The organism is Achromobacter sp. Marseille-Q0513, from assembly GCF_018195695.1.
Taxonomy (GTDB): domain Bacteria; phylum Pseudomonadota; class Gammaproteobacteria; order Burkholderiales; family Burkholderiaceae_B; genus Achromobacter.
In genome coordinates this window covers 1-20583 of the sequence record NZ_JAGTJY010000109.1, presented here as the reverse complement: position 1 = coordinate 20583, position 20583 = coordinate 1, and the positions used below count along the sequence as shown (strand labels likewise).

Sequence of the window (20583 nt, the reverse complement as noted above, 5' to 3'; positions counted from 1 at the left end):
CGGCAGCCCCCGGAAAGGGCGCCCGGGGGGGCCGCGCTGGCCCCCGCCGCCAACCTGCTGCCCCCCGTCGTGGGCGTGTATTTCACGCTGTTCATCTCGCTGCCGACCACCATCTGGCTGTACGGCAAGCTCGAGCCGGTGCTGGGCCGTTTCTCGCGCGCCAAGGCCGACGAGACCGTCGCCGCCGATGCCACGGCCGATGAGACGCCCGCGCACGGCTCCAAGCTGGGCTTCGGCGACCGCCTCACCGCCTATGCGGTATGCGGCCTGTTCGCGCTGGTGGGCAACCAGTTCGGCTACAAGGTGCCGATCCTGGACGCGCTGCCGGGCATGCTCATCATCCTGGCGCTGGTGGTGCTGACCGACCTGCTGCTGCGCGTGATTCCCAAGCTGCCGGCCGTGTTCGTGCTGTCGGTGCTGGCCATGACCGCCGGCTGCCCCGGCGTGCTGCCGTACTCCGAGCAGATCATCGCGCTGGTGGGCAAGGTCAACTTCCTGCCCTTCACCACGGTGATCCTGGCGATGGCCGGCCTGTCCATCCTCAAGGACCTGCCCGCCTTCCGCAAGCTGGGCTGGAAGATCGTGGTCGTGTCGCTGGCCGCCAACGCCGGCACCTTCCTGGGCGCGACGATGATCGCCGAGTTCTTCCACTGAAGCGGCGCGTTGCCTCGATGAAAAAAGCCACCCTTTGGGTGGCTTTTTTCATGCGTCTTGTTGCGCGATGACGGGCCGGGCGCTCACCGGCCACGCTGCGGCCGACCCGTTGCGGCCAGGGCCAGGGGCGGCGACTAGGTCCGCGCGCCGGGACGGTAGCGCGCGTTGTCGGTGGCGTTCTCGACGGGGCCGATGTTGGCGACCTTCGGGATGCCCAGGCCGGCGGCCTTCAATGCCACGGCCGTCTGCAATTCCTGGACCTGCGGATTGCCCATGGCAACGCGGTAGGGTTGCAGCGGCGCCAGGCCGGCGATGGTGCCCAGGTCCTGCGCGCCATTGGCGGACGGCTGGGCGGGCGCGGCGACGAAGTCGTCGATGGCCCGGCGCATGCGGAAATCCGCGTGCTGGTCGCGCAGCAGGTCGACATCGACGGTGGGTTGTGCGGGCGTGGCGGCTAGGGCGGGCGTGCGCGGCGTTGTGGCCGTGGCGGCATCGGCGCGTCCGTCGCCTGCCGGGACTTGCGCGATGCGCGCGTTGGCGACGGGCTGCGCATTGCGACCCGCCCGCAACTGCGCGGCGCGTTGCGCCTGGCGGGCGGCGAATTCGGTTTCCCAGACCGGGCGGGTGTCGTCCAGCAGGGGGATGCGCGCCGGATACGGGGCGGCGACGCGGGGCACGGGCGAGATCGCGGCGATGTTCATGCGGGGCTCCCTGGGCATCCGAGACTGAAGGCTTGGAGCGTGCCGGCGGGGCGAGAGTTCCGCCCGACCAGGCAAGTCCAATGTACTCCTGTCCTGCGGCCGGCGCCATGCGCCGCCAGGCCGGCGGGGCTCAGCGCGCGCCGCTTGCCTTGCCCGTCGGGCCGGCCTCCGGCTGTTCCGGATCGCCGGCGAACAGACGCATCAGCGAGTCGCCGCGCGGCGTGATGAAGTCGTCCAGGCGCCAGCATTGCGCGCCTTCCTTCTTCAGCACCAGGTGCGCCGCGTGCTTGCCGGGCGCGGTGCCGGGATCCAGCACGAAGGCATAACGCATGGCCACCACCGCCGCGTCTTCCTGCACGGATTCGGCCTCGAAGGCGATGGGCTCGGCGATGTCGCCGTCCTGCGCGCCAAGCCAGGGATCGTAGTCCAGGCGGCCAACCTCGCCCTTGGCGTAGGCCCATTCCTTGCGCAGCGCCGCGTCGAACGCGGGCGTGTACAGCGCCGGGTCGTGGCGCTGGGCGTTCCAGTGGAAATCGGCGTGCTTCTTCTGGAAATCACGCGCCCATTGCTCGGGAGCGGGACAACCCGCGTAGGCGGGGAGGGCGGCGGCGCACAGGACGAGCGTCAAAAGGCGTTTCATGGAGCGGTTCCTGCCTGCTGGATAGGGGCGAAGTTAGCGGATCGCAGCATAGCGCAGTCTTGCGGAGATCACGGTAGATCGCAGTTATGTGCCGGGTCTTTTTCGATGTCGCGGTGGGCCGGGCTGATCGTCCTTGTGTACTAGGACAGGTCCGATTTTTCAATGGGAACCACCATTGGAGCCTTGTTTTCAAAGAGGGAAATATAGAATCCCTTGGTGATGTTGATTGATCCACCAGGTGGCTCTATCCGATGTTTCGAGCACCGTTCAATTGAGTATTGGGGTCTCGTCACCGCCTAGTTTCAGACTTGGTTTGGCTGTCGCATTTCATGCGATTCAATACTCATCAAGAATGCTCCGAGGGGCTGAGACTGAAAACGAAAGATGCGTGAGTTTCTCGACACCATGTGGTCCTGGAGCCGCTTGAATGAAGGTTGGTCCACCTTTGCCACGATGCTGCTCATCGCGGTGCTCTTGTGGGGCGGCTATCAGCTATTCAGGGTCTGTAGAGGAAAAGAACTTCGGAGGAATCTCGAACTTCCTGGTTTCCTGGCCTTGGTGTCTCTATCGGTGATCCTCGGAAGAATGGCGCATAGGCTCTTGTTTATTCAATAACCATGGGCCATCCGAAAAGAACCGAGTTGATGCATGAGTCGGCAGAGCATTCAGCGAATGTTGCATAGGCACGATCACTCGTCACATTGGAGTCAGTCAATGAAAAGAACAATCGCGGCATCAGCTTCCTTTCAACCACTGCGGGGCAAGGCTCTCCAATTCAAGACACTGACGGTTGCGCTGTTGCTTTCCTGGCTGCCCGCGGTCGCCGTGGCTGACGAGGTGGATACATCCGCCCTGGACGCGCCTCAATTTAGCCTCGGAATGGTCGGCTTCATCGGACGCGTCTCCGATGCCGAGAAGCGAATGCTCGAGATACAGAAAAGTCCTGAAGCAAGCCAGATATTCTCGGCAATCGTTGAGGACGACGGTAGAGGTGGTGTGGCCAGGCTGTATGCGGTCTGTGGGTTAAAGCGTATCGATAGTTCGAAGTTTGAGCATGCTTTCAACAGACTGGAAAACACGGAAGAAAAGATCTCCGTCATGTACGGCGATATGATGCGACAAGAGGACTTCAAGGTCCTGCTGGCTCAGATCAAGGGCGGTCGTTGTTAGGCGCATGAACGAAAAAAAGCCCCTGGCTTGCGCCAGGGGCCCAGCGGCGGCCCGATAGGCGCCGTACCAGGCGGGCGTTCGGCCCGGGGCCCGGCGGGAATCCCCAGTCCTCGCGGCCCGCCCTAAAAAAGCGGAGCGCCGTGCTCAGGCGTGCGGCAGCGTGGCCTGCATGGACGGGCGCTGGTTGAACGCGGCGAACCACGCGGCCACGGCGGGGAAGCCGGCGCGCCAGTCGTAGTCGGGATAGCGGAAGTCCAGGTAGCCCAGCGCGCAGCCGATGGTGATGGTGCCGATGTCCACGCGTTGCGCCAGCGCGGCGGTGTTCTGTTCCAGCAGCGCCAGGCCGTCGCGCACCTTGCCCATCTGGCCTTCGTACCAGCCGTCCCAGCGCAGCGCCTCGGGGCGCAGCACGGTTTCGTAGCGGGCCAGCAGCGCGGCGCCCAGCATGCCGTCGCCCAGCGATTGTTCCGTCAGCGCCTGCCAGCGCGGCTTGCCTTCGGCCGGGAACAGCGCGCCGCCGCCCAGGACGTTCAGGTATTCGCAGATCACGCGGCTGTCGTACAGCACCTGGCCGTCGTCGGTGAAGAAGGTCGGCACCTGGCCCAGCGGGTTGCTGGCGATGATGGTCTGGTCGCGCGCGACCGGGCCGGCCGCGCTGGGCAGCTTTTCGATGCGATCGGCCAGGCCGAGTTCATGCGCGGCCACCAGGCATTTGCGCACGAAGGGAGAGGCGGGGGAGAAATAGATTTTCATGGAAGGATCCTTGTCGGTTGCTGGCGTCAGGAAGTCGCGCCGGCCAGGTGGCGTCCGGCCACCCAGCCGAAGGTCAGGGCCGGGCCCAGGGTGATGCCGGGCGCCGGGTAGGCGCCGCCCATCACGGATTGCATGTCGTTGCCCGCCACGTACAGGCCTGCGATGGGCTGGCCGGCGGCGTCGACCGCCTGGGCGTGTTCGTTGGCGGCGATGCCGCAGGCGGTGCCGATGTCGCCGGGGTAGACCTTGACCGCGTAGTAGGGGCCATCGCCCAGCGGCGCAAGGCACGGGTTGGGCTGGTGTTCGGGATCGCCCAGGTAGCGGTTGTAGGCCGTGCTGCCCTTGCCGAAGTCGGGGTCCTGGCCCTGTGCCGCGTGCGTGTCGTAGCGCGCGACGGCGGCCTGCAGCTTGTCGGCGGGCACGCCCAGGCGGCCGGCCAGCGCGGCCAGCGTCGGCGCCTGCAGCAGATAGCCGGCGTCGATCAGGTGCTGGCGGGGGCGTCCGCCGGGCAGGGCCAGGCCCAGGCCCCAGGTGTCGATGAAGCGCTGGCCGCAGACCAGGAAGGCCGGGACGGCGTCGGCCGGCGAGCGCTGCATGGCCTGCACGAACTCATGGTACGAGGTCGATTCATTGACGAAGCGCTCGCCCTGGGCATTGACGGCGATCAGGCCGGGCTTGGCGCGGTCCCACACCAGGTGCGGATAGTGCAGCGGCGGCTGGCCGGCGCGTTCCAGCACCGACACCGGCGCCCAGAATGCGGGGCTGGCGTAGTCGCTGCCCATTGCCGCGCCGGCGTGCTCGGCCAGGCGGATGCCGTCGCCGGCGTTGTCGCGCGGCGACATGGACCACAGGCCGGCGGGCTTGGGATAGGTCTGCTCGCGCCGCTTCGCGTCCCACGGAAAGCCGCCAGTGGCCATGACCACGCCTCGGCGCGCGCGGATGTTCAGCGTCTTGCCCTCGCGCGTCACGGCCAGCCCCAGCACGCGGCCATCGGCGTCGCGGTGCAGCGTCCGCGCGGCGGTGTTCAGCCAATAGGGGATGCCGCGCTGGATCAGGCCGTGGAACAGCTGCGCCGCCAGCGCGTTGCCCAGCAGCAGCCGCGTGCCGCGATGGCGGCCGCCGAGGCGGTCGGCGGCGTAGCGCAGCACCAGCTTCATGCTGTGGCGCCAGGCCGTGAACGAGCGGGTGGCGCGCAGCAGGTGCCGCACGTCGGTGATGTTGACCATCATGCCGCCCAGCACGGTGAATTCCTTGAGCGGGTCGCGCAGCTCGCGGAACTTCGCGCCGAGCTTGCGGCCGTCGAACTCCACCGGGTCCAGCGAGCGTCCGCCCATGGCGGCGCCGGGTCGGTCCGGGTAGTAGTCGGGCGAGGCGGTGCGCGCGGCCACCTGCAAGTGGCCGCGCTCGACCAGGTAGTCCATCATGCGCGGTCCGGCTTCCAGGTAGGCGCGCTTCATCGCGTCGGAAGACGCGGCGCCCACGGTCTGCTGCAGATAGGTCCAGACCTGCTCGAAGGTGTCGGGATGGCCCGCGCCCTCGCTCTGCGCGTTCAGCGGGATCCACAGCGCGCCGCCGGAGATGGCGGTGGAGCCGCCGATGCGGTCGGTCTTCTCGACCAGCAGCACGTCCAGCCCTTCCTCGCGCGCCGTCAGCGCGGCGGCCATGCCGCCCGCGCCGGAGCCGACGACCAGCGCGTCGACCTCCAGGTCCCATTTGATGCCTTCCATGCTGCTCATGCTCCCGATCCGCCCAGCGATTTGCCGCCGTCCACGAAAATGACCTGGCCTGTGATGAAGTCCATGTGCGGCGCGGCCAGGAAGGACACGGCATTGGCGATGTCTTGCGGTTGCCCGGCGCGGCCCGTGGGCTGCAGCGCCAGCTGCGCGGCCAGCCGCTCGGGCGACAGGTTGCGCAGCAGCGGCGTGTCGATCAGGCCGGGCGCGATCGCATTGACCAGGATGCCGCGCGGCGCCAGTTCCATGGCCGAGGCGCGGGTATAGCCCACCAGCGCGGCCTTCGAGGCCACGTAGTGCGGATGATTCTTCGCGCCCAGGTAGGCGCGCGAGGCGATGTTCACGATCTTGCCGCCGGGCGCCATGTCGCGCGCGGCTTCCTGCGTCAGCGTCGCCACGGCCAGCAGGTTCACCTCGTACATGCGGCGGTAGTCGTCGCTGGATACGTCGAAGAACTTGCGCTCGTCGAACAGCCCGGCGTTGTTGACCAGCGCGGCCAGCGGCGCCAGTTCCCGCGCCAGCGCGCGGGTGGCGGCCTCGTCGGCCAGGTCGACGACGCGATGGTCCACGTCCAGGCCTTGCGCGCGCAGCGCGGCGGCTTCGCGCGCGGCCAGCTCGCCGTTGCGGTCGGCCATGCCGACGGCGTAGCCGTCGCGCGCCAGCCGCTCGACGATGGCCAGCCCCATGCCGCTGGCGCCGCCGGTGACCAGGGCCTTGCCGGGGCAGGCCCTTGGCTCGTCGGCCGCCGGCCGCGCCGGACTCGATGCGTTCATGATGTCTCCTATACGGCCAGGTAGCCGCCGTCCACGGGCAGCACCACGCCGTTCACATAGCTGGCCATGTCCGAGGCCAGGAACAGGACCGGGCCGACGATCTCGTCGACGCGGCCGGCGCGCGCCATGGGGGCGCGGCGCATGTACCAGTCGGTGCCGTGGTCCTGGGCGCGCTGGCCGGCCGTCATGTCGGTTTCCATCAGGCCGGGCGCCACGGCGTTGACCCGCACGCCGTGCGGCGCCAGGTCGCGCGCCAGTACTTCGGTGAAGGAGCGCACGCCGCCCTTGGACACCACGTAGCCGGCGGTCGAGATGCCGCAGCCGTAGGCGACGATGGAGCACAGGTTGACGATGGCGCCGCGCGCGGCCTTGAGCTGCTCGACGAAGGCATGCGTGACGTTGAACGCGCCCTGCAGGTTCACGCCCATGACGCGGTCCCAGATCTCGGGCGTCCGGGGATCGTCGAAGGCGGCGCGCGCGGAGATGCCGGCGTTGTTGACCAGCACGTCGATATTGCCGTGGCGCGCCGCGCAATCGGCGGCGAAGGCACGCACCGCTGCGGCGTCGGTGACATCCAGCGTGGCCTCGACGGCCTGCCCGCCGGCGTCACGGATGGCCTGGGCGCTGGCGGTCGCCAGCGCCGCGTCCAGGTCCGCGACGATCAGCCGCGCGCCCTCGCGCGCGAAGCCCGCCGCGATCGCCGCGCCCAGCCCGCGCCCGGCGCCCGTCACCAATACCAGCTTGTCTTGTATCGACGTCATTTCGTTTCTCCCGATCCACGCACCCACTTCAATCCGGTCATCCAAGGCGCCGCGCGCCGCATGCCGCAGTCCTCCCCAGGCGAGGCCGCACGGATCCGGCTCCGCCGGTCCGTCGCGGCGCCCCCTTGGGGGGAGGCGCCGCAGGCGCTTCGGGGGACTAGCCTAGATAGGCCTTCTGCACGGCCTCGTCCTCGGCCAGCGCGGCGGATTCGCCTTCGAGAGCCAGCTCGCCGTTCTCCAGGATGTAGGCGTAGCTGGACACCGACAGCGCCAGCTTCACGTTCTGTTCCACCAGCAGGATCGTGATGCCCTGCTCGCGGTTCAGGCGCAGGATGATCTCGAAGATCTGCTCCACCACCAGCGGCGACAGCCCCATGGACGGCTCGTCCAGCAGGATCATGCGGGGCCGCGCCATCATGGCGCGGCCGGTCGCCAGCATCTGCTGCTCGCCGCCGGACAGCGTCGCGGCCTTCTGCTCCAGGCGCTCGCGCAGCCGGGGGAAGGTGTCGCAGACGATGTCCAGGTCGCCCTTGATGGCGCCGCGGTCGCGCCGCAGGTAGGCGCCCATTTCCAGGTTCTCGCGCACGCTCATGTCGCGGAAGATCTCGCGGCCCTCGGGCACCTGCACGATGCCGCGTCCGACGATGGCTTCGGCCGGCAGGCGGTGGATGGCCTCGCCGGCGAAGCGCACGCTGCCGGCGGTGGGCGCGACCAGGCGCGAGATCACGTTCAGCGTGGTGGACTTGCCCGCGCCGTTGGCGCCCAGCAGCGCCACGATGGCGCCTTGCGGCACCTTCAGCGACACGTCCTGCAGGGCGCGGATATTGCCGTAGGCGGCCGATACCGCCTCGACTTCAAGCAGATAGTCAGCCACCGGCGGCTCCCTTGCCCAGATAGGCTTCGATGACGCGGGGGTTGCTGCGCACCTCCGCGGGCGTGCCCTCGGCGATCTTCTCGCCGAAGGACATGACCGTGATGCGATCCGAGATCGACATGACCAGCTGCATCACGTGCTCGACCAGCAGCACGGTGATGCCGTCGCGTTCGCACAGCTCGGTCAGCAGGCGGTCCAGCGTCTCGATCTCGCGGTTGCGCAGGCCGGCGGCGGGTTCGTCCAGCAGCAGCAGCTTGGGCGAGATCGCCAGCGCGCGGGCCAGTTCCAGCATTTTCTGGCGGCCGAAGTCCAGGCTGCACGCCGGCGTGTCCAGGAAGTCGGCCAGGCCGACTCGCTCAAGCAGGTGCTCGACGCGCTCGCGCGCCTCGGCGCCGGCGGGGCGCAGCAGCGCGCCGGCCGTGGCCGCGCCGTGCGCGTAGGTGCCCAGCAGCGCGTTCTCGCGCACCGACAGCGCGCCGAACAGCTCCAGGTTCTGGAAGGTGCGCGCCACGCCCAGCGCGGCCATTTCATGCGGCTTCTTGCGCGTAATGTCGGCGCCGTCGAAGCTGATGCGGCCGCTGGTGGGGCGGTAGTAGCGCGAGATGCAGTTGAAGGTGGTGGACTTGCCGGCGCCGTTCGGGCCGATCAGCGCGTGGATGCGGCCGCGCTCGACCTGCATGGACAGGCCGTTGATCGCGGTCAGGCCGCCGAACTTGACGGTCAGGCCCTGCACCTCGAGGTGGGGGTGCTGGCTCATGCGGCGCTCCCTTGCTTGGTCTTGGCGGCAACCACGGCGGACGCCGCCGCGCGGCGCGCGCCCTGGCGGCCGGCGAACAGCCCCTTGGGAGCGAACATCATGAAGCCCATCAGGATCACGCCATAGATGATTTCCTGGAACGACAGCGCCTGGCGCAGCAGTTCCGAGATCAGGCCGAAGATCAGCGCGCCGGCGATGGCGCCGCGCACCGAGCCGATGCCGCCCACCACCACCATGGTCAGGATCAGGATGGTGGTCTGGAAGCCCAGGCTTTCGGGGTGGATGAAGGAGGCGAACAGCGTGTACATGCCGCCGGCGATGCCGGCATAGGCCGCCGACAGCGTGAAGGCCGCGCGCTTGACCGCGTTGACGTTCACGCCCATGGCCTGCGCCGCCACGTCGCTCTCGCGCACCGCGCGGAACGCCGAGCCCAGCTGCGAGCGCGACAGCAGCACGGTGGTCCACAGCAGCAGCGCGGCGATCAGCACGACGAAGGGATAGGCCTTGATGTCCGACACCAGTTCGTAGCCGAGCAGCGTGGCCGGCGAGATGCGGAAACCGTTAGAGCCGTTGGTGACGGCATCCCAGTTCAGGAACACCCACTGCATGGCCTCGCCGAAGGCGAAGGTAGACAGCGCCAGGTAGATGTCGCGCATGCGCAGCGCCAGCGCGCCGATCACATAGCCCATCAGGGCGGCCAGCAGGCCGCCGGCCACGATGGAGACGAAGAAGGGCGGATGCCAGAGGTTGTTGATCAGCCCGGCCGTATAGATGCCCACGCCGTAGAAGGCGGCGTGCGACAGCGCGAACTGGCCGGTCTCGCCGATGACCAGGTGCAGGCCCAGGGCCAGCACCACGAACACCAGCAGCAGGTTGACGACGTAGATGACATAGCCGCTGGCGAAGAAGGGCAGCGCGGCCAGCGCGATGGCCATCAGCGCCAGCAGGGCGTGGTCGATGCGGTTGGTTTTCATACTTTCTTCACCTGCAGTTTGCCGCCCAGCAGGCCTTGCGGACGCAGCAGCAGCACGACCATGATGGCGACGAAGGGCGCGACCACGATGGCGTTGGTGGAAATGAACAGGCCCACCAGGTTCTCGGCCACGCCGATCACGAAGCCGCCGACCACGGCGCCGGGCAGGCTGGTGATGCCGCCCACGATGGCCGCGGCATAGGCCAGGATGGCGATGTGGCCGATGTCCGGGGTGATCAGGATCTTGGGCGTGATGAGCAGGGCCGCCACGGACGAGATCAGGCCGGCCAGCGCCCATACCAGCATGCGGATGCGGGCCAGGTTCACGCCGGTCAGGCGCGCCGCCTTGGGATTCATGCCGACGGCACGCATGGCGCGGCCGACGCGGGTATAGCGGAACATGCAGAACAGCAGCAGCATCACGGCCACCGCCACGGCGAAGATCACCAGGTCCAGCTGGGTCAGCACGGCGTCGCCGATGATGATGGCGTCGGTGGGCGCCAGCGGCGGCAGCGAGCGCGGCGTGTCGCCCAGGCCGCTCTGGCGCACCAGGCCCTTGAGCGCGTAGGCCAGGCCCAGCGTGGCGATCACCAGCTGCACGCCCACGCCCTTGGACGCGATCACGCGCTCCATCACCACGCGCTGGAACAGCGCGGCCACGACGGCCACCGCCAGCAGCGTGACGGGAATCACGACCAGGTAGGGCCAGCCCAGCACCAGGGTCAGGAACAATGCGATGTAGCCCCCGACCATGAAGATCTCGCCCTGGGCGAAATTCGGCACGTCGGTGGTCTTGAATACGATGACGACGGCGACGGCCAGCAGCGCGTACACGCTGCCCGTCACTAGTCCCGACAGCACCCCCTGCTGCAGGAACAACCAGATATCGGCAAAACTCATGATGGTCTCCGGCGGCCCGCGCGATGCTGCGCCATCGCGCGGGCGCTGCCCGTGTGATTAAGGCTGGTACTGCCAGACGCTCTTGAAGGCGCCCGGGACCAGCGACATGCTGGTGCCGTCGAACTTGATGTAGATGGCCGATTCCTGCGCGGCGCGGTCATTCGGGCCGAACTCGATCGGGCCGGCCATCACGCCGGAATCGAACTTCATGGTTTCCAGCGCGGCCAGCACCTTCTCGCGGGTGGGCTGCGGACCGGCGGCCTTGAGCGCGTTGACCACCGCCATCGCCGGCGGGATGCCGTAGGGCATATAGGTCTGCGGATGGCCGGGCTTGGCGGCCAGGTCGGGATAGGCCTGCTTGTACATGTCGTAGACCCAGGTCAGCTTGGGGCCGCCGGGCAGGTCGGACAGCACGTCCTGGATGTAGACGTTCTTGAAGGCGTCCTTGTTGCCGACGTTCTCCACCAGCTGCTTCAAGTCGGCGGTGCCGTTGACGGCCAGCACGATGGGCTTGTTCCAGCCCAGTTCCTGCGCCTTCTTGATGATCAGCGCGGCCGGACGGGCGTAGGTGGTCAGCAGCAGCACGTCGGGATTGGCCGCGCGGATCTTCAGCATGGGCGCGGTCACGTCGGTGATGTTCGGGTTCACCGACTGCACCTGCAGGTCCACGCCGCCGAGCTGCTTGGCCTGGGCGCGCGCGGCTTCCAGGTTCCAGCCGCCGTAGGCGTCATCGTGGTTGATGTAGCCGACCTTCTTGGCCTTCAGGTGTTCCGAGGCGAACTGCACCATCGAGCCGCCCACGGCGTGCTGCGAGATCGAGAACGCGCCGTAGATGTACTTGGACGGCGGGTACAGCGCGCCGTCGCCCGAGGCGTTCAGCATCAGCAGCGGGATCTTCTCGCGCTCGACGTATTCGCGCGCGGCCACCACGGCGGCCGAGCAGGAGCCGCCGTTCAGCATGAAGACCTTGTCCTGTTCGGTCAGCTTCTTCACGGCCGCGACCAGGTCGTTGGCGTTGCAGCGATCGTCCTCGATCACCAGCTCCAGCTGGCGGCCATGGATGCCGCCTTCCTTGTTGATCTTGGCGTAATACATCTTGGCCGCGTTCATCACGTCGAAGCCGTAGGCCATGCCGGCGCCGGACAGCGGCGCGAACACGCCGATCTTGATGGTCTTGTCGGTGATGCCGGGCTCTTGCTGGGCCTGGGCGCCGGCGGCGACCGCCCACGCGCAAAGCGCGGCGGCGGCGAAGCGACTGCTGGTCTTCATGGTTGTCTCCCGTTGCTGATCATTTTTTTGCCGTCAGGACCGTCCGCGCCGGATGCTGCCCTGTGCGGCGGGCATGGCGCGAAGCGGACCGGGACTGGCGCTGGGCTGGGTACTGGGCGGACATGCCGCCGGATTCGAACGACTGCGTGGAACGGCTGGGTGTTGCTACTGCATGCGGTAGCCGCCGTTGACATCGATGATGCTGCCCGTGATGTAGGCGGCGTCTTCCGAGGCCAGGAAGCGGACGGCGGCGGCCACGTCCTGCACCGTGCCGATGCGGCCCAGCGGGATGGCCTGCGCGGCGGCGGCGAGCGCGCCGCTGCTGGTGACGGTGCTGCGCAGCATGTCGGTGTCGATCAGGCCCGGGGCGATGCCGTTCACGGTGATGCCCAGGTGCGCGGATTCGCGCGCCATGGCCTTGGTCAGGCCCAGCACGGCGGACTTGGCGGCGATGTACGAGGCGCTGGAGCGGTAGCCGCCCAGCTGCGCGGCCACCGAGCTGAAGGTGACGACGCGGCCGTGCGGCACCGGCGCGGCTTCGCGGCGGCGCAGGAATTCGCGTCCGCACAGGAACACGCCGCGCGCGTTCACGGCGAAGCTGCGTTCCCAGATATCCAGCGTGGTGTCCTTGATCAGCGGGCGTTCGCCGTTGTCCTGGAACAGCAGCAGGCCGGCGGCGCTGACCAGCACCGAGATCGGGCCGTGGCGCGTCTCGATGTCGTCGAAAGCCGCCATGACCGAGGCTTCGTCGCTGACGTCGAAGGCGCGCGCATCGTGCGGCGCGCCCAGTTCGTCGGCCACGCGGCGCGCGCGGCCGGCATCCACGTCCGACACCACGACCCGGTAGCCGGCCTGCGCCAGCTCCTGGCAGATGGTGGCGCCGATGCCGCCGCCGCCGCCCGTGACCAGGGCAAGACGGGAAGCGGCGCCCGCGGCGGGCGTGGATACATTGGACATGCTGTCTCCTGGCGATCGCGCCGCCCGCCTGGGAAACGGCGACGGCTGCTTTAAATTTTTTGCGATTATGTATACATGCTGGTCGCGCATATATAAGGGCTTTCCCTGATCTCGCTTTGATGGAAATCAGTCTTCATTGGGAAAATGACTGGGGAAAGCCCTGATGTGGGCCGGGCTGCGGGAACGTATGTATTCTTCATGTATACAATGCCGCATGGATACGCTATCTCAACACGTGACCGACACGCTGCGGGACTGGGTGCTGCACGGCAAGTTCAGCCCAGGCGCGCGCCTGGAGGAAATCCCGCTGGCCGAGAAGCTGGGCGTGTCGCGCACGCCGGTGCGCGCCGCCCTGGCGACCCTGGGCAACGAGGGCCTGCTCGAACACCTGCCCAAGCGCGGCTATACCGTGCGGGCCTATGACATCGGCGAGATCGTGGCGGCCTACGAGGTGCGGGCCGCGCTGGAAGGGCTGGCCTGTCGCCAGGCGGCCATGCGCGGCCTGTCGAACGACGCGGTCGCGACCCTGCGCAATTGCCTGGACGAAGGCGACCGCATCCTGGGCAAGGGCGTGCTGCTGCCCGATGACCACATGCCGTACCAGCAGGTGAACATCACGCTGCACAACAGCATCCTGGAAGCCGCAGGCAATCCCTGGGTCAGGCGCTTCGCCACGCAGGCCCAGGCCATACCCTATGCGTCGGACCGCATCATCCTGTGGGAAGACCACGGCATCATCCTGCGCTCGCACGACGACCACCACCGCATCGTCAACGCCATCATCGGGCGCGACGGCGCGCGCGCCGAAGACCTGATGCGCGAGCACGTGTACTACGCCGGCATCATCCTGAAGAACAACTACGAGAAGCTGGGGCCGACCGGGGCCAAGCCGGGCCTGGCGCAGCTGGGCGGACGGGTCTGAGCCCGGGGAACGAGACGCAGCGTCCCGCCACGCCGCATCCCGATACGTCGCGCCCCGCGATGGCAAGCCCCGGATCCGGAACCTAGCCTTCCTGCGCCACCTGGCGCAGCGCCTGCTCGAACACGTCCGGCGGCTGGCCGCCGGACACCAGGTACTTGCCGTTGAGAATCACCGAGGGCACCGACGTGATGCCGCGATCGCGCCATTGCGCTTCCTCGGTCCTGACCTCATCGGCATGGCGGCCGGACGCCAGCACCTCGCGCGCTTGCGCCTCGTCCAGGCCGGCGTCGGCCGCCGCGCGCGCCAGCACCTCGGCGTCGCTCGTGTCCAGGTTGTCGTCGTGATAGACCGCCAGCAGGCGTTTCTTCAGCGCGACCTGCAGGGCGGGATCCTGCAGCCCGGCCCAATGCAGCAGCCGATGCGCGTCGAAGGTGTTGTAGGAGCGGTTGTCGTCGGCCATGAGCATCGGCATGCCGACGGCCGCCGCGCGCTCGCTGATCACCTTGCGGTTGGCCTGGATGCGCTCGCGGTCGTAGCCGTACTTGGCCATCAGGCGCTCGATGGTGTTCTGTCCGCCCTTGGGCATGTCGGGGTTCAGCTCGAAGGGCCGGAAATGCAGTTCGACCTCGGCCTCGCCGCGCAGCCGTTCGATCGCGGCCAGCAGGCCGCCCAGGCCCACCGCGCACCACGGGCAGGCCACGTCCGAGACGAAATCGATGCTTATCTTTGCCATGGAACGCTCCGGGAAATATGGGCTTGGCGCGGCCGGGCATGAAACCCGCCGCGCGGCAATGCGGAAAATGGAAAATTGTTGCCCATGGGGCAGAGGTGTACAGTACACCTTCCTGTCAGGTGCATCCGATAAAGTAAACCGCAGTGTTTTACTGGAAAGGACAGATCACCGTGGAATCGCCCTCCTCAGGCAGCCCGGCCCCGGATCCTTCCGAGACCGACACGCAGGCCGCGCTGCCGCGCCGCCGCGCGCTCATGCTGGGCCTGGCCGGCGTCGCGCTTGAAGCCGGACTGCTCGCCTATCCCTCCCTGCTCTGTGCTCAACCCGCCGCGCAACCGTCGGCCGCGCCCGTGGCCGACGACGGGTTTCTCGCGCTGTCGCGCGCGCTGACCGACCACGCCCACCTGAACCCCGTCACCGCGCGCCGCATGCGCGATGCGCTGGAACGTTCCGGCGTGCGCCAGGCCGGCGACTGGCCCAGGCTGGCCGCGCTGGCGGCCAGCCATCCCACCGCCGACGCGCTGATGGCCGCGGCCAGGCAGGCCGGGCTGCAGGACCTGGCCAGCGACATCGTCGCCGCCTGGTACACGGGCACCGTGGGGCGCGGGCCGGCCGCCGTCGTCGTCGCCTATGAAGACGCGCTGATGTACCAGCCCGTGCGCGACGCGCTCACCGTGCCCACCTATTGCAGCTATGGCCCGCTCTGGTGGACAGCGGCGCCGCCGGATCCGGCGGCCATGTCGCCCGAGCCTCCCCTGATCGCTTCACCTGGCGCAACCCTATGAGACAAGCAGAATTCTCCGCCGACGGCGACGCGCGCGCGGACATCGTCGTCGTCGGCTCCGGCGTCGTGGGCGCGATGATCGCGGACCAGCTGAGCGCCCGCGGCCACTCCGTGCTGATCCTGGAGGCCGGCCTGCGCATCGAGCGCGCCCAGGCCGTGGAAAACTGGCGCAACATGCCCTTCGCCAATCGCCTGGGATCCGATTTCCAGGGCTTGTATCCACAGTCCCCGCTGGCGCCCGCGCCGCTGTACTTCCCGGAAAACAACTACGTCCACCTGACCGGCCCCAGCGGCAGCGGCTTCAAGCAGGGCTATCTGCGCACCGTGGGCGGCACCACCTGGCATTGGGCGGCTTCCTGTTGGCGCCATCTGCCGGTGGACCTGCGCATGCAATCGGCCTACGGCGTGGGCCGCGACTGGCCGATCTCGTACGAGGCACTGGAGCCCTACTACCTGCAGGCCGAGAACGAGATGGGCGTGGCCGGTCCCAACGATCCCGCGCAGCAATCGCCGGTCGAGCGCAGCGGCCCCTACCCGATGGACATGGTGCCGTGGGCCTATGGCGACCAGCGTTTCGCCGACGTGGTGAACCCGCATGGCTATCGCTCGGTGCCCATTCCCCAGGGCCGCAGCACGCGGCCCTGGCGCGGCCGTCCCACCTGTTGCGGCAACAACAACTGCCAGCCGATCTGTCCGGTCGGCGCCATGTACAACGGCATCCATCATGTCCAGGCGGCCGAGGAGAAGGGCGCCATCGTGCTGCCGCAGGCCGTGGTCTACAAGATCGACACGGACGAGAACAACCGCGTCACCGCCGTGCACTGGTACGACCAGGCGCGCAAATCGCACAAGGCCACCGGCCGGCATTTCGTGCTGGCCTGCAACGCGCTGGAAACCCCGCGCCTGCTGCTCATGGCCGCCAATGAACGCAACCCCGCCGGCATCGCCAACTCGTCCGACCAGGTGGGCCGCAACATCATGGACCACTCGGGCTTCCACTGCTTCTTCCTGGCCAGCGAACCGCTTTGGCCGGGACGCGGCCCCGCGCAGAGCAGCTGCCTGGTGGGGCCGCGCGACGGCGCCTTCCGTTCGGCCTATTCGGCCAACAAGATGATCCTGAACAACATCACCCAGGTCGCGTCGGCCACGCAGGCCGCCATGGACATGGGACTGGCCGGCAAGGCGCTGGATGCCGAGATCCGCCGCCGCGCCGCGCATGGCGTGGACCTGTCGATCAGCCTGGAGCCGCTGCCGGACCCCAACAACCGCCTGACCCTGAGCAAGACGCGGATGGATCCGCTGGGGCTGCCCTGTCCGGACGTCAACTACGACGTGGGCGACTACGTGCGCAAGGGCGCCGAGGCCGCCCACGCGCAGCTGCGGCATATCGGCACGCTGTTCCAGGCCACCGAATTCCGCATCACGACGCAGCTCAACGCCAACAACCACATGATGGGCAGCGTCATCATGGGCGCCAATCCCAAGGACTCGGTGGTGGACGGCGACTGCCGCGCGCACGACCACGACAATCTCTGGCTGCCGGGCGGCGGCGCGATGCCCTCGGCCAGCGTGGTGAACAGCACCTTGAGCATGGCCGCCCTGGGCCTGAAGGCCGCGGCGGCCATCGCCAAACAGATGGATGCCGCCGCATGATGCCCGCCGCCCGCCCCGCGCATGCCGTTTCCGATCCCGTTTCCCGGCGCCCGCGCGCCTGGCTGCGTCGCGGCCTGGGCGCGGCGCTATGGCTGGGGCTGGCCGCCGGCGCCGCCGCGCAAGCGCCGGCCGAGGCCGATGCGCGCCTGCTCGAGCGCGGCCGCTCGCTGGCCATCGCCGCCGACTGCCTGGCCTGTCACACGCAGGCCGGCGGCGGCAAGCCATATGCCGGCGGCTATCCCATCAACAGTCCGCTGGGCGTCATCTACGCCAGCAACATCACGCCGTCCAGGACGGCGGGCATCGGCGACTACAGCGAGGCGGATTTTGCCCGCGCGCTGCGCGAGGGCGTGCGCAAGGATGGCGCGCGGCTGTATCCGGCCATGCCCTACACGTCCTACACCCTGATCACCGACGAGGACATGAAGGCGCTGTCCGCCTATTTCATGAAGGGCGTGGCGCCGGTGGACCAGCCCGCTCCGGTCACGCAGCTGCCGTTCCCGTTCAGCGTGCGGGCCTCGATGCTGGGATGGAACCTGCTGTTCCTGGACAACCGGCGCTACGCCCCGGATCCGTCCAAGAGCGAGCAGATCAACCGTGGCGCCTATCTGGCCAATGCGCTGGCGCATTGCAGCAGCTGTCATACGCCGCGCAACGCGCTCATGGCCGAGGACGCCGGCCGCGCGCTGGGCGGCGGCCCCGTCGGGCCGTGGTACGCGCCGAACATCAGCTCGGATCCTGTTGCCGGCATCGGCGGCTGGTCGGAAGACGAGTTGGTGCAGTACCTGCGCACCGGCCGCGTCGCCGGCAAGGCCCAGGCTGGCGGCATGATGGCCGAGGCGGTCGAGAACAGTTTCCAGCACATGCCCGAGACGGACCTTCGGGCGATCGCGGCCTACCTGAAGAGCACCGCGCCGGTCGGCCCCGAGTCCGCGGCGGACAGCAAGCGCCCGGCCGGGACCGCCTATGGCCAGGGCCGCGCGGCCAGCGACGAGGCGCGGCGGCGCGGCATGGACAGCCAGACCGCCACCGCCAGCCTGAAGTCCGGCGCCGCGCTGTTCAGCGGCTATTGCGCCAGCTGTCACCAGTCCAGCGGCGCGGGCAGCGCCAACCAGGCCTATCCCTCGCTGTTCCACAACACCGCCACCGGCGCGGGCACGGCGGCCAACCTGGTCGCGACCATCCTGTACGGCATCGACCGCAATGTCGGCGACCAGCACGTGCTGATGCCGCGCTTCGATCAGAAGTCCTACGTCAATCCGCTGACCAACCAGCAGGTGGCGGACATTTCCAATTACGTGCTGGCGAGCTACGGCAATCCGGATCTGCGGGTCACGCCCGCGGACGTGCAGCAGTCCCGCGATGGCGGCCCCGTGCCGCTGCTGGCGAAGGCCCAGCCGTATCTGGTGCCGGGCGGCGTTGCCGTCCTGGTGGTGCTGCTGCTTCTGCTGCTGGCGTGGCGGCGGGCGTGCAGGCGTCGGTCGCGCTAGGAGGGCCGGTTGTCCTTCTACGATGCCAGCATCGCTACGGCGGCGGTCGGAGCAGGTTGCCGTACGCTTTACAGTGAAGATATGAGCCACGGGCAGATCCTCGAGGATGGCCTGACGATAACGAATCCGTTCCGGGCGCCGCGACCGTGATAGTGATATCGAACGCAAAAATTCGATATTTTTATTTTTGAATTCTTGTTTGCTCAAGCATTCACGAGATATTGAGATATTTCCCAGACAAAATCGTTGATATTCACCGTCGTTCGGGCTATATACTCGGCCACCGCCACAAAAATGAATAAGAATCGTGAACGACGTAGTGCCGTATTCCGCTCGCATACGCCGGATGGTTTTTGTCCTAGGCCTTGGTGTGCCAGTGGCTATGACAATCATCGCGCTATGGCAGTGGCAGCGCGTTGGCGCCTTGCCGACGGTGCCGGTGACATCTTTGCGTTACTACGGCCAGCGCAGCCCGTGGGTACATGACGCGCTGGCGCTGCTGGCGCCCTTGACGCTGTTGCTGGGCCTTCTGGCGACCGCGTCGTTCTGCGCGGCGCTGGTGGCGATCCGCCGTGCCACGGCGCAGGCCATGCAGTCGCGCGACGCGCTGATGCAGGCCTTCGAGAACGGCCGCCGCTGGTTGCTGAAGTTCATGCTGTCACAGACCGTGCTGGTGTTCGGCGGCCTGATCTCCCTGTTGAGTTTCGAAGCCATCATCATCCTGAGCCGGCCGGGCGTGTCGGACGGCGGCGTGAAGCTGGGCGTGTTCCTCGCCATGGTCGCGCTGGCGCTGGCCTGGTATGGCTTCAAGATGCTGTATGGCGCGCTGCGCCTGTCCGGACGCCAGGGCGCATCCGAACCCATCCTGCTCATGGGCCAGTCGCTGGCGCCGCACCAGGCGCCGCGCCTGTGGGAGTTCGTGCGCGAGATCGCCAAGCGGACAGACGCGCGCGCGCCCGATGCGGTCGTCGTCGGCCTGAACGAAGGCTTCTTCGTCACCGAGCATCCGGTGGCGCTGGTCAGCGGCCAGCCGGTGCCGGACGGCCGCGTGCTGTACCTGCCCTTGCCCTACATGGCTTTCCTGGACCGCGCCCAGGTGTCCGCGGTGATCGCGCACGAGCTTGGCCATTTCACCGGCGAGGACACGGGCTACAGCCTGCGTTTCGCGCCCATTTACCGCAGCTTCCTGGACAGCATCTTCGCCATCACCAACGAGCACGACGAGAAGGACGACGGCTCGCGCGCCTGGTTCGCCGCGCCGATCACGCTGTATGGAAAATGGTTCCTCGCGAGTTTCGAGGAAGCCATGCATCACTGGAGCCGTGAGCGCGAACTGGCGGCCGACGCGTTCGGCAGCCGCATCGCCGGCACGGAATCATCGGCGCTGGCGCTGCTGCGCATTTCCGGGCTGCATCGAATCGTGGACGCGGCGCTGGCGCACAATCAGCAGGCGCCGGCAGAGGAGCGCGGCGGCGTGCTGAAGATGGTGCGCCGGCTGGTCGCCGAGCATGGCCTGGACGATCCGCAAGAGCGTCTGCAGGATCAGCAGGCGCATCCGCTGGACACCCATCCGCCGCTCAAGCAGCGCCTGGACGCGCTGGGCGTGGCCATCACGCCCGAGCTGCTGGCCCGCGCGCGCGATCCGCGCGACGCCGCGCTGCTGGTCGAGCTGGGGCTGGAATCCGCCGTATCGGCTTGAGCGCCGGCAACCCGCGCCGCGCAGGTTTCGTATTGCCTATCCCTTCTGGAGACGTCATGAGTGACATCGCATCCTCGCTGGAACAAGAATTCTCCACGCATGCGCAAGCGGACCGCGACGCGTATGTCGCCGAGCTGAAGCGGCTGGAGGCGGCCGGACGCGGCAGCGTGGAGATCACGCCGCATTCCGTCGGGCTGCCGGTGCTGTGCGGCGGCGCGGGCGCCGCGGTGCTGTATGGCGCGCTGTCCTCCCGCCATCTGACGACGATGGAAGTCCTGCTGTTCTCGCTGCTGGGCCTGGCGCTGTTGTCCAGCCTGTGGATGATGTTCGGCCCGCGCAAGCCTTGCTATACCTTGTGCGAGGAAGGCATACGGGTGCGCGGCGGCG

General features: G+C 68.1%; 21 protein-coding genes and 1 pseudogene. 9 read left to right on the top strand and 13 right to left on the bottom strand.

Going from position 1 to position 20583, the window contains the following annotated elements; genetic code table 11:
* Positions 1–654, top strand: a pseudogene (locus KDH83_RS20030) (DUF3100 domain-containing protein); the annotation flags it as partial.
* Between the two features lie 134 nt (positions 655–788).
* Here KDH83_RS20030 and KDH83_RS20025 read toward each other — a convergent pair.
* On the bottom strand, positions 789–1355 hold the full coding sequence (locus KDH83_RS20025) for a hypothetical protein (RefSeq protein ID WP_212319100.1): 567 nt from the start codon (positions 1353–1355) through the stop codon (positions 789–791).
* A gap of 130 nt (positions 1356–1485) precedes the next feature.
* Complete coding sequence (locus KDH83_RS20020) at positions 1486–1995, bottom strand: DUF3828 domain-containing protein (RefSeq protein WP_212319098.1); 510 nt, start codon at positions 1993–1995, stop codon at positions 1486–1488.
* A 384-nt stretch (positions 1996–2379) separates the two neighbouring features.
* On the opposite strand from KDH83_RS20020, the gene KDH83_RS20015 reads away from it, so the two are divergent.
* Together KDH83_RS20015 and KDH83_RS20010 are read left to right on the top strand one after the other, a co-directional pair.
* Positions 2380–2610, top strand: a complete 231-nt coding sequence (locus KDH83_RS20015; protein WP_212319096.1) for a hypothetical protein — start codon at positions 2380–2382, stop codon at positions 2608–2610.
* 99 nt (positions 2611–2709) lie between these two features.
* On the top strand, positions 2710–3165 hold the full coding sequence (locus tag KDH83_RS20010) for a hypothetical protein (protein WP_212319094.1): 456 nt from the start codon (positions 2710–2712) through the stop codon (positions 3163–3165).
* A 144-nt stretch (positions 3166–3309) separates the two neighbouring features.
* On the opposite strand, the gene KDH83_RS20005 is transcribed toward KDH83_RS20010, so the two are convergent.
* The 10 genes from KDH83_RS20005 to KDH83_RS19960 form a co-directional block, all read right to left on the bottom strand.
* Positions 3310–3918 carry a glutathione S-transferase gene (locus KDH83_RS20005; protein ID WP_212319092.1) on the bottom strand — a complete coding sequence of 203 codons (609 nt, stop codon included), beginning with the start codon at positions 3916–3918 and terminating at the stop codon, positions 3310–3312.
* A 26-nt stretch (positions 3919–3944) separates the two neighbouring features.
* Positions 3945–5645, bottom strand: coding sequence for an FAD-dependent oxidoreductase (locus KDH83_RS20000; RefSeq protein WP_212319107.1), 1701 nt, complete (start codon positions 5643–5645; stop codon positions 3945–3947).
* A gap of 5 nt (positions 5646–5650) precedes the next feature.
* A complete protein-coding gene (locus tag KDH83_RS19995; RefSeq protein WP_212319090.1) occupies positions 5651–6424 on the bottom strand; it encodes an SDR family oxidoreductase in 774 nt (257 codons plus the stop codon).
* Positions 6425–6432: 8 nt separating this feature from the next.
* Positions 6433–7185: an SDR family NAD(P)-dependent oxidoreductase gene (locus KDH83_RS19990; protein WP_212319088.1), complete on the bottom strand. Its 753-nt coding sequence runs from the start codon at positions 7183–7185 to the stop codon at positions 6433–6435.
* Between the two features lie 157 nt (positions 7186–7342).
* A complete protein-coding gene (locus tag KDH83_RS19985; RefSeq protein ID WP_212319086.1) occupies positions 7343–8059 on the bottom strand; it encodes an ABC transporter ATP-binding protein in 717 nt (238 codons plus the stop codon).
* Positions 8052–8816 carry an ABC transporter ATP-binding protein gene (locus KDH83_RS19980; protein ID WP_103271347.1) on the bottom strand — a complete coding sequence of 255 codons (765 nt, stop codon included), beginning with the start codon at positions 8814–8816 and terminating at the stop codon, positions 8052–8054. Before KDH83_RS19980 ends, KDH83_RS19985 begins: the two co-directional genes overlap by 8 nt.
* Complete coding sequence (locus tag KDH83_RS19975; RefSeq protein WP_212319084.1) at positions 8813–9790, bottom strand: branched-chain amino acid ABC transporter permease; 978 nt, start codon at positions 9788–9790, stop codon at positions 8813–8815. Before KDH83_RS19975 ends, KDH83_RS19980 begins: the two co-directional genes overlap by 4 nt.
* Positions 9787–10689, bottom strand: a complete 903-nt coding sequence (locus KDH83_RS19970) for a branched-chain amino acid ABC transporter permease (protein ID WP_103271345.1) — start codon at positions 10687–10689, stop codon at positions 9787–9789. The genes KDH83_RS19975 and KDH83_RS19970 overlap by 4 nt, the downstream gene beginning before the upstream one ends.
* 57 nt (positions 10690–10746) lie before the next feature.
* Positions 10747–11958: an ABC transporter substrate-binding protein gene (locus tag KDH83_RS19965; RefSeq protein ID WP_212319082.1), complete on the bottom strand. Its 1212-nt coding sequence runs from the start codon at positions 11956–11958 to the stop codon at positions 10747–10749.
* Between the two features lie 165 nt (positions 11959–12123).
* Positions 12124–12915, bottom strand: coding sequence for an SDR family oxidoreductase (locus KDH83_RS19960; RefSeq protein ID WP_212319080.1), 792 nt, complete (start codon positions 12913–12915; stop codon positions 12124–12126).
* Between the two features lie 214 nt (positions 12916–13129).
* Between KDH83_RS19960 and KDH83_RS19955 the strand changes: the two genes are divergently transcribed.
* On the top strand, positions 13130–13837 hold the full coding sequence (locus KDH83_RS19955; RefSeq protein WP_212319078.1) for a GntR family transcriptional regulator: 708 nt from the start codon (positions 13130–13132) through the stop codon (positions 13835–13837).
* 82 nt (positions 13838–13919) lie between these two features.
* Here the strand turns inward: KDH83_RS19955 and KDH83_RS19950 are convergent, their stop codons facing one another.
* Positions 13920–14570, bottom strand: a complete 651-nt coding sequence (locus KDH83_RS19950) for a DsbA family oxidoreductase (RefSeq protein WP_212319076.1) — start codon at positions 14568–14570, stop codon at positions 13920–13922.
* A gap of 170 nt (positions 14571–14740) precedes the next feature.
* Between KDH83_RS19950 and KDH83_RS19945 the strand changes: the two genes are divergently transcribed.
* The 5 genes from KDH83_RS19945 to KDH83_RS19925 form a co-directional block, all read left to right on the top strand.
* Entirely contained in the window at positions 14741–15355 is a 615-nt protein-coding gene (locus KDH83_RS19945) for a sugar dehydrogenase complex small subunit (protein ID WP_349291646.1), read from the top strand.
* Positions 15352–17007: a GMC family oxidoreductase gene (locus KDH83_RS19940; RefSeq protein ID WP_212319074.1), complete on the top strand. Its 1656-nt coding sequence runs from the start codon at positions 15352–15354 to the stop codon at positions 17005–17007. Before KDH83_RS19945 ends, KDH83_RS19940 begins: the two co-directional genes overlap by 4 nt.
* Positions 17004–18497 (top strand): cytochrome c, encoded by a 1494-nt coding sequence (locus KDH83_RS19935; RefSeq protein ID WP_249205227.1) that lies wholly within the window; start codon positions 17004–17006, stop codon positions 18495–18497. Before KDH83_RS19940 ends, KDH83_RS19935 begins: the two co-directional genes overlap by 4 nt.
* 382 nt (positions 18498–18879) lie before the next feature.
* A complete protein-coding gene (locus KDH83_RS19930; RefSeq protein WP_249205228.1) occupies positions 18880–20196 on the top strand; it encodes a M48 family metallopeptidase in 1317 nt (438 codons plus the stop codon).
* Between the two features lie 56 nt (positions 20197–20252).
* Positions 20253–20583 (top strand): hypothetical protein (locus KDH83_RS19925; RefSeq protein ID WP_212319070.1); only part of this gene is annotated, 331 nt, incomplete at its 3' end.

What these genes read in the sequence shown, in the direction of transcription:
- KDH83_RS20025 (WP_212319100.1), bottom strand. Translation starts at nt 1,355, where the DNA reads ATGAACATCGCCGCGATCTCGCCCGTGCCCCGCGTCGCCGCCCCGTAT.
- KDH83_RS20020 (WP_212319098.1), bottom strand. Translation starts at nt 1,995, where the DNA reads ATGAAACGCCTTTTGACGCTCGTCCTGTGCGCCGCCGCCCTCCCCGCC.
- KDH83_RS20015 (WP_212319096.1), top strand. Translation starts at nt 2,380, where the DNA reads ATGCGTGAGTTTCTCGACACCATGTGGTCCTGGAGCCGCTTGAATGAA.
- KDH83_RS20010 (WP_212319094.1), top strand. Translation starts at nt 2,710, where the DNA reads ATGAAAAGAACAATCGCGGCATCAGCTTCCTTTCAACCACTGCGGGGC.
- KDH83_RS20005 (WP_212319092.1), bottom strand. Translation starts at nt 3,918, where the DNA reads ATGAAAATCTATTTCTCCCCCGCCTCTCCCTTCGTGCGCAAATGCCTG.
- KDH83_RS20000 (WP_212319107.1), bottom strand. Translation starts at nt 5,645, where the DNA reads ATGGAAGGCATCAAATGGGACCTGGAGGTCGACGCGCTGGTCGTCGGC.
- KDH83_RS19995 (WP_212319090.1), bottom strand. Translation starts at nt 6,424, where the DNA reads ATGAACGCATCGAGTCCGGCGCGGCCGGCGGCCGACGAGCCAAGGGCC.
- KDH83_RS19990 (WP_212319088.1), bottom strand. Translation starts at nt 7,185, where the DNA reads ATGACGTCGATACAAGACAAGCTGGTATTGGTGACGGGCGCCGGGCGC.
- KDH83_RS19980 (WP_103271347.1), bottom strand. Translation starts at nt 8,816, where the DNA reads ATGAGCCAGCACCCCCACCTCGAGGTGCAGGGCCTGACCGTCAAGTTC.
- KDH83_RS19975 (WP_212319084.1), bottom strand. Translation starts at nt 9,790, where the DNA reads ATGAAAACCAACCGCATCGACCACGCCCTGCTGGCGCTGATGGCCATC.
- KDH83_RS19970 (WP_103271345.1), bottom strand. Translation starts at nt 10,689, where the DNA reads ATGAGTTTTGCCGATATCTGGTTGTTCCTGCAGCAGGGGGTGCTGTCG.
- KDH83_RS19965 (WP_212319082.1), bottom strand. Translation starts at nt 11,958, where the DNA reads ATGAAGACCAGCAGTCGCTTCGCCGCCGCCGCGCTTTGCGCGTGGGCG.
- KDH83_RS19960 (WP_212319080.1), bottom strand. Translation starts at nt 12,915, where the DNA reads ATGTCCAATGTATCCACGCCCGCCGCGGGCGCCGCTTCCCGTCTTGCC.
- KDH83_RS19955 (WP_212319078.1), top strand. Translation starts at nt 13,130, where the DNA reads ATGGATACGCTATCTCAACACGTGACCGACACGCTGCGGGACTGGGTG.
- KDH83_RS19950 (WP_212319076.1), bottom strand. Translation starts at nt 14,570, where the DNA reads ATGGCAAAGATAAGCATCGATTTCGTCTCGGACGTGGCCTGCCCGTGG.
- KDH83_RS19940 (WP_212319074.1), top strand. Translation starts at nt 15,352, where the DNA reads ATGAGACAAGCAGAATTCTCCGCCGACGGCGACGCGCGCGCGGACATC.
- KDH83_RS19935 (WP_249205227.1), top strand. Translation starts at nt 17,004, where the DNA reads ATGATGCCCGCCGCCCGCCCCGCGCATGCCGTTTCCGATCCCGTTTCC.
- KDH83_RS19930 (WP_249205228.1), top strand. Translation starts at nt 18,880, where the DNA reads ATGACAATCATCGCGCTATGGCAGTGGCAGCGCGTTGGCGCCTTGCCG.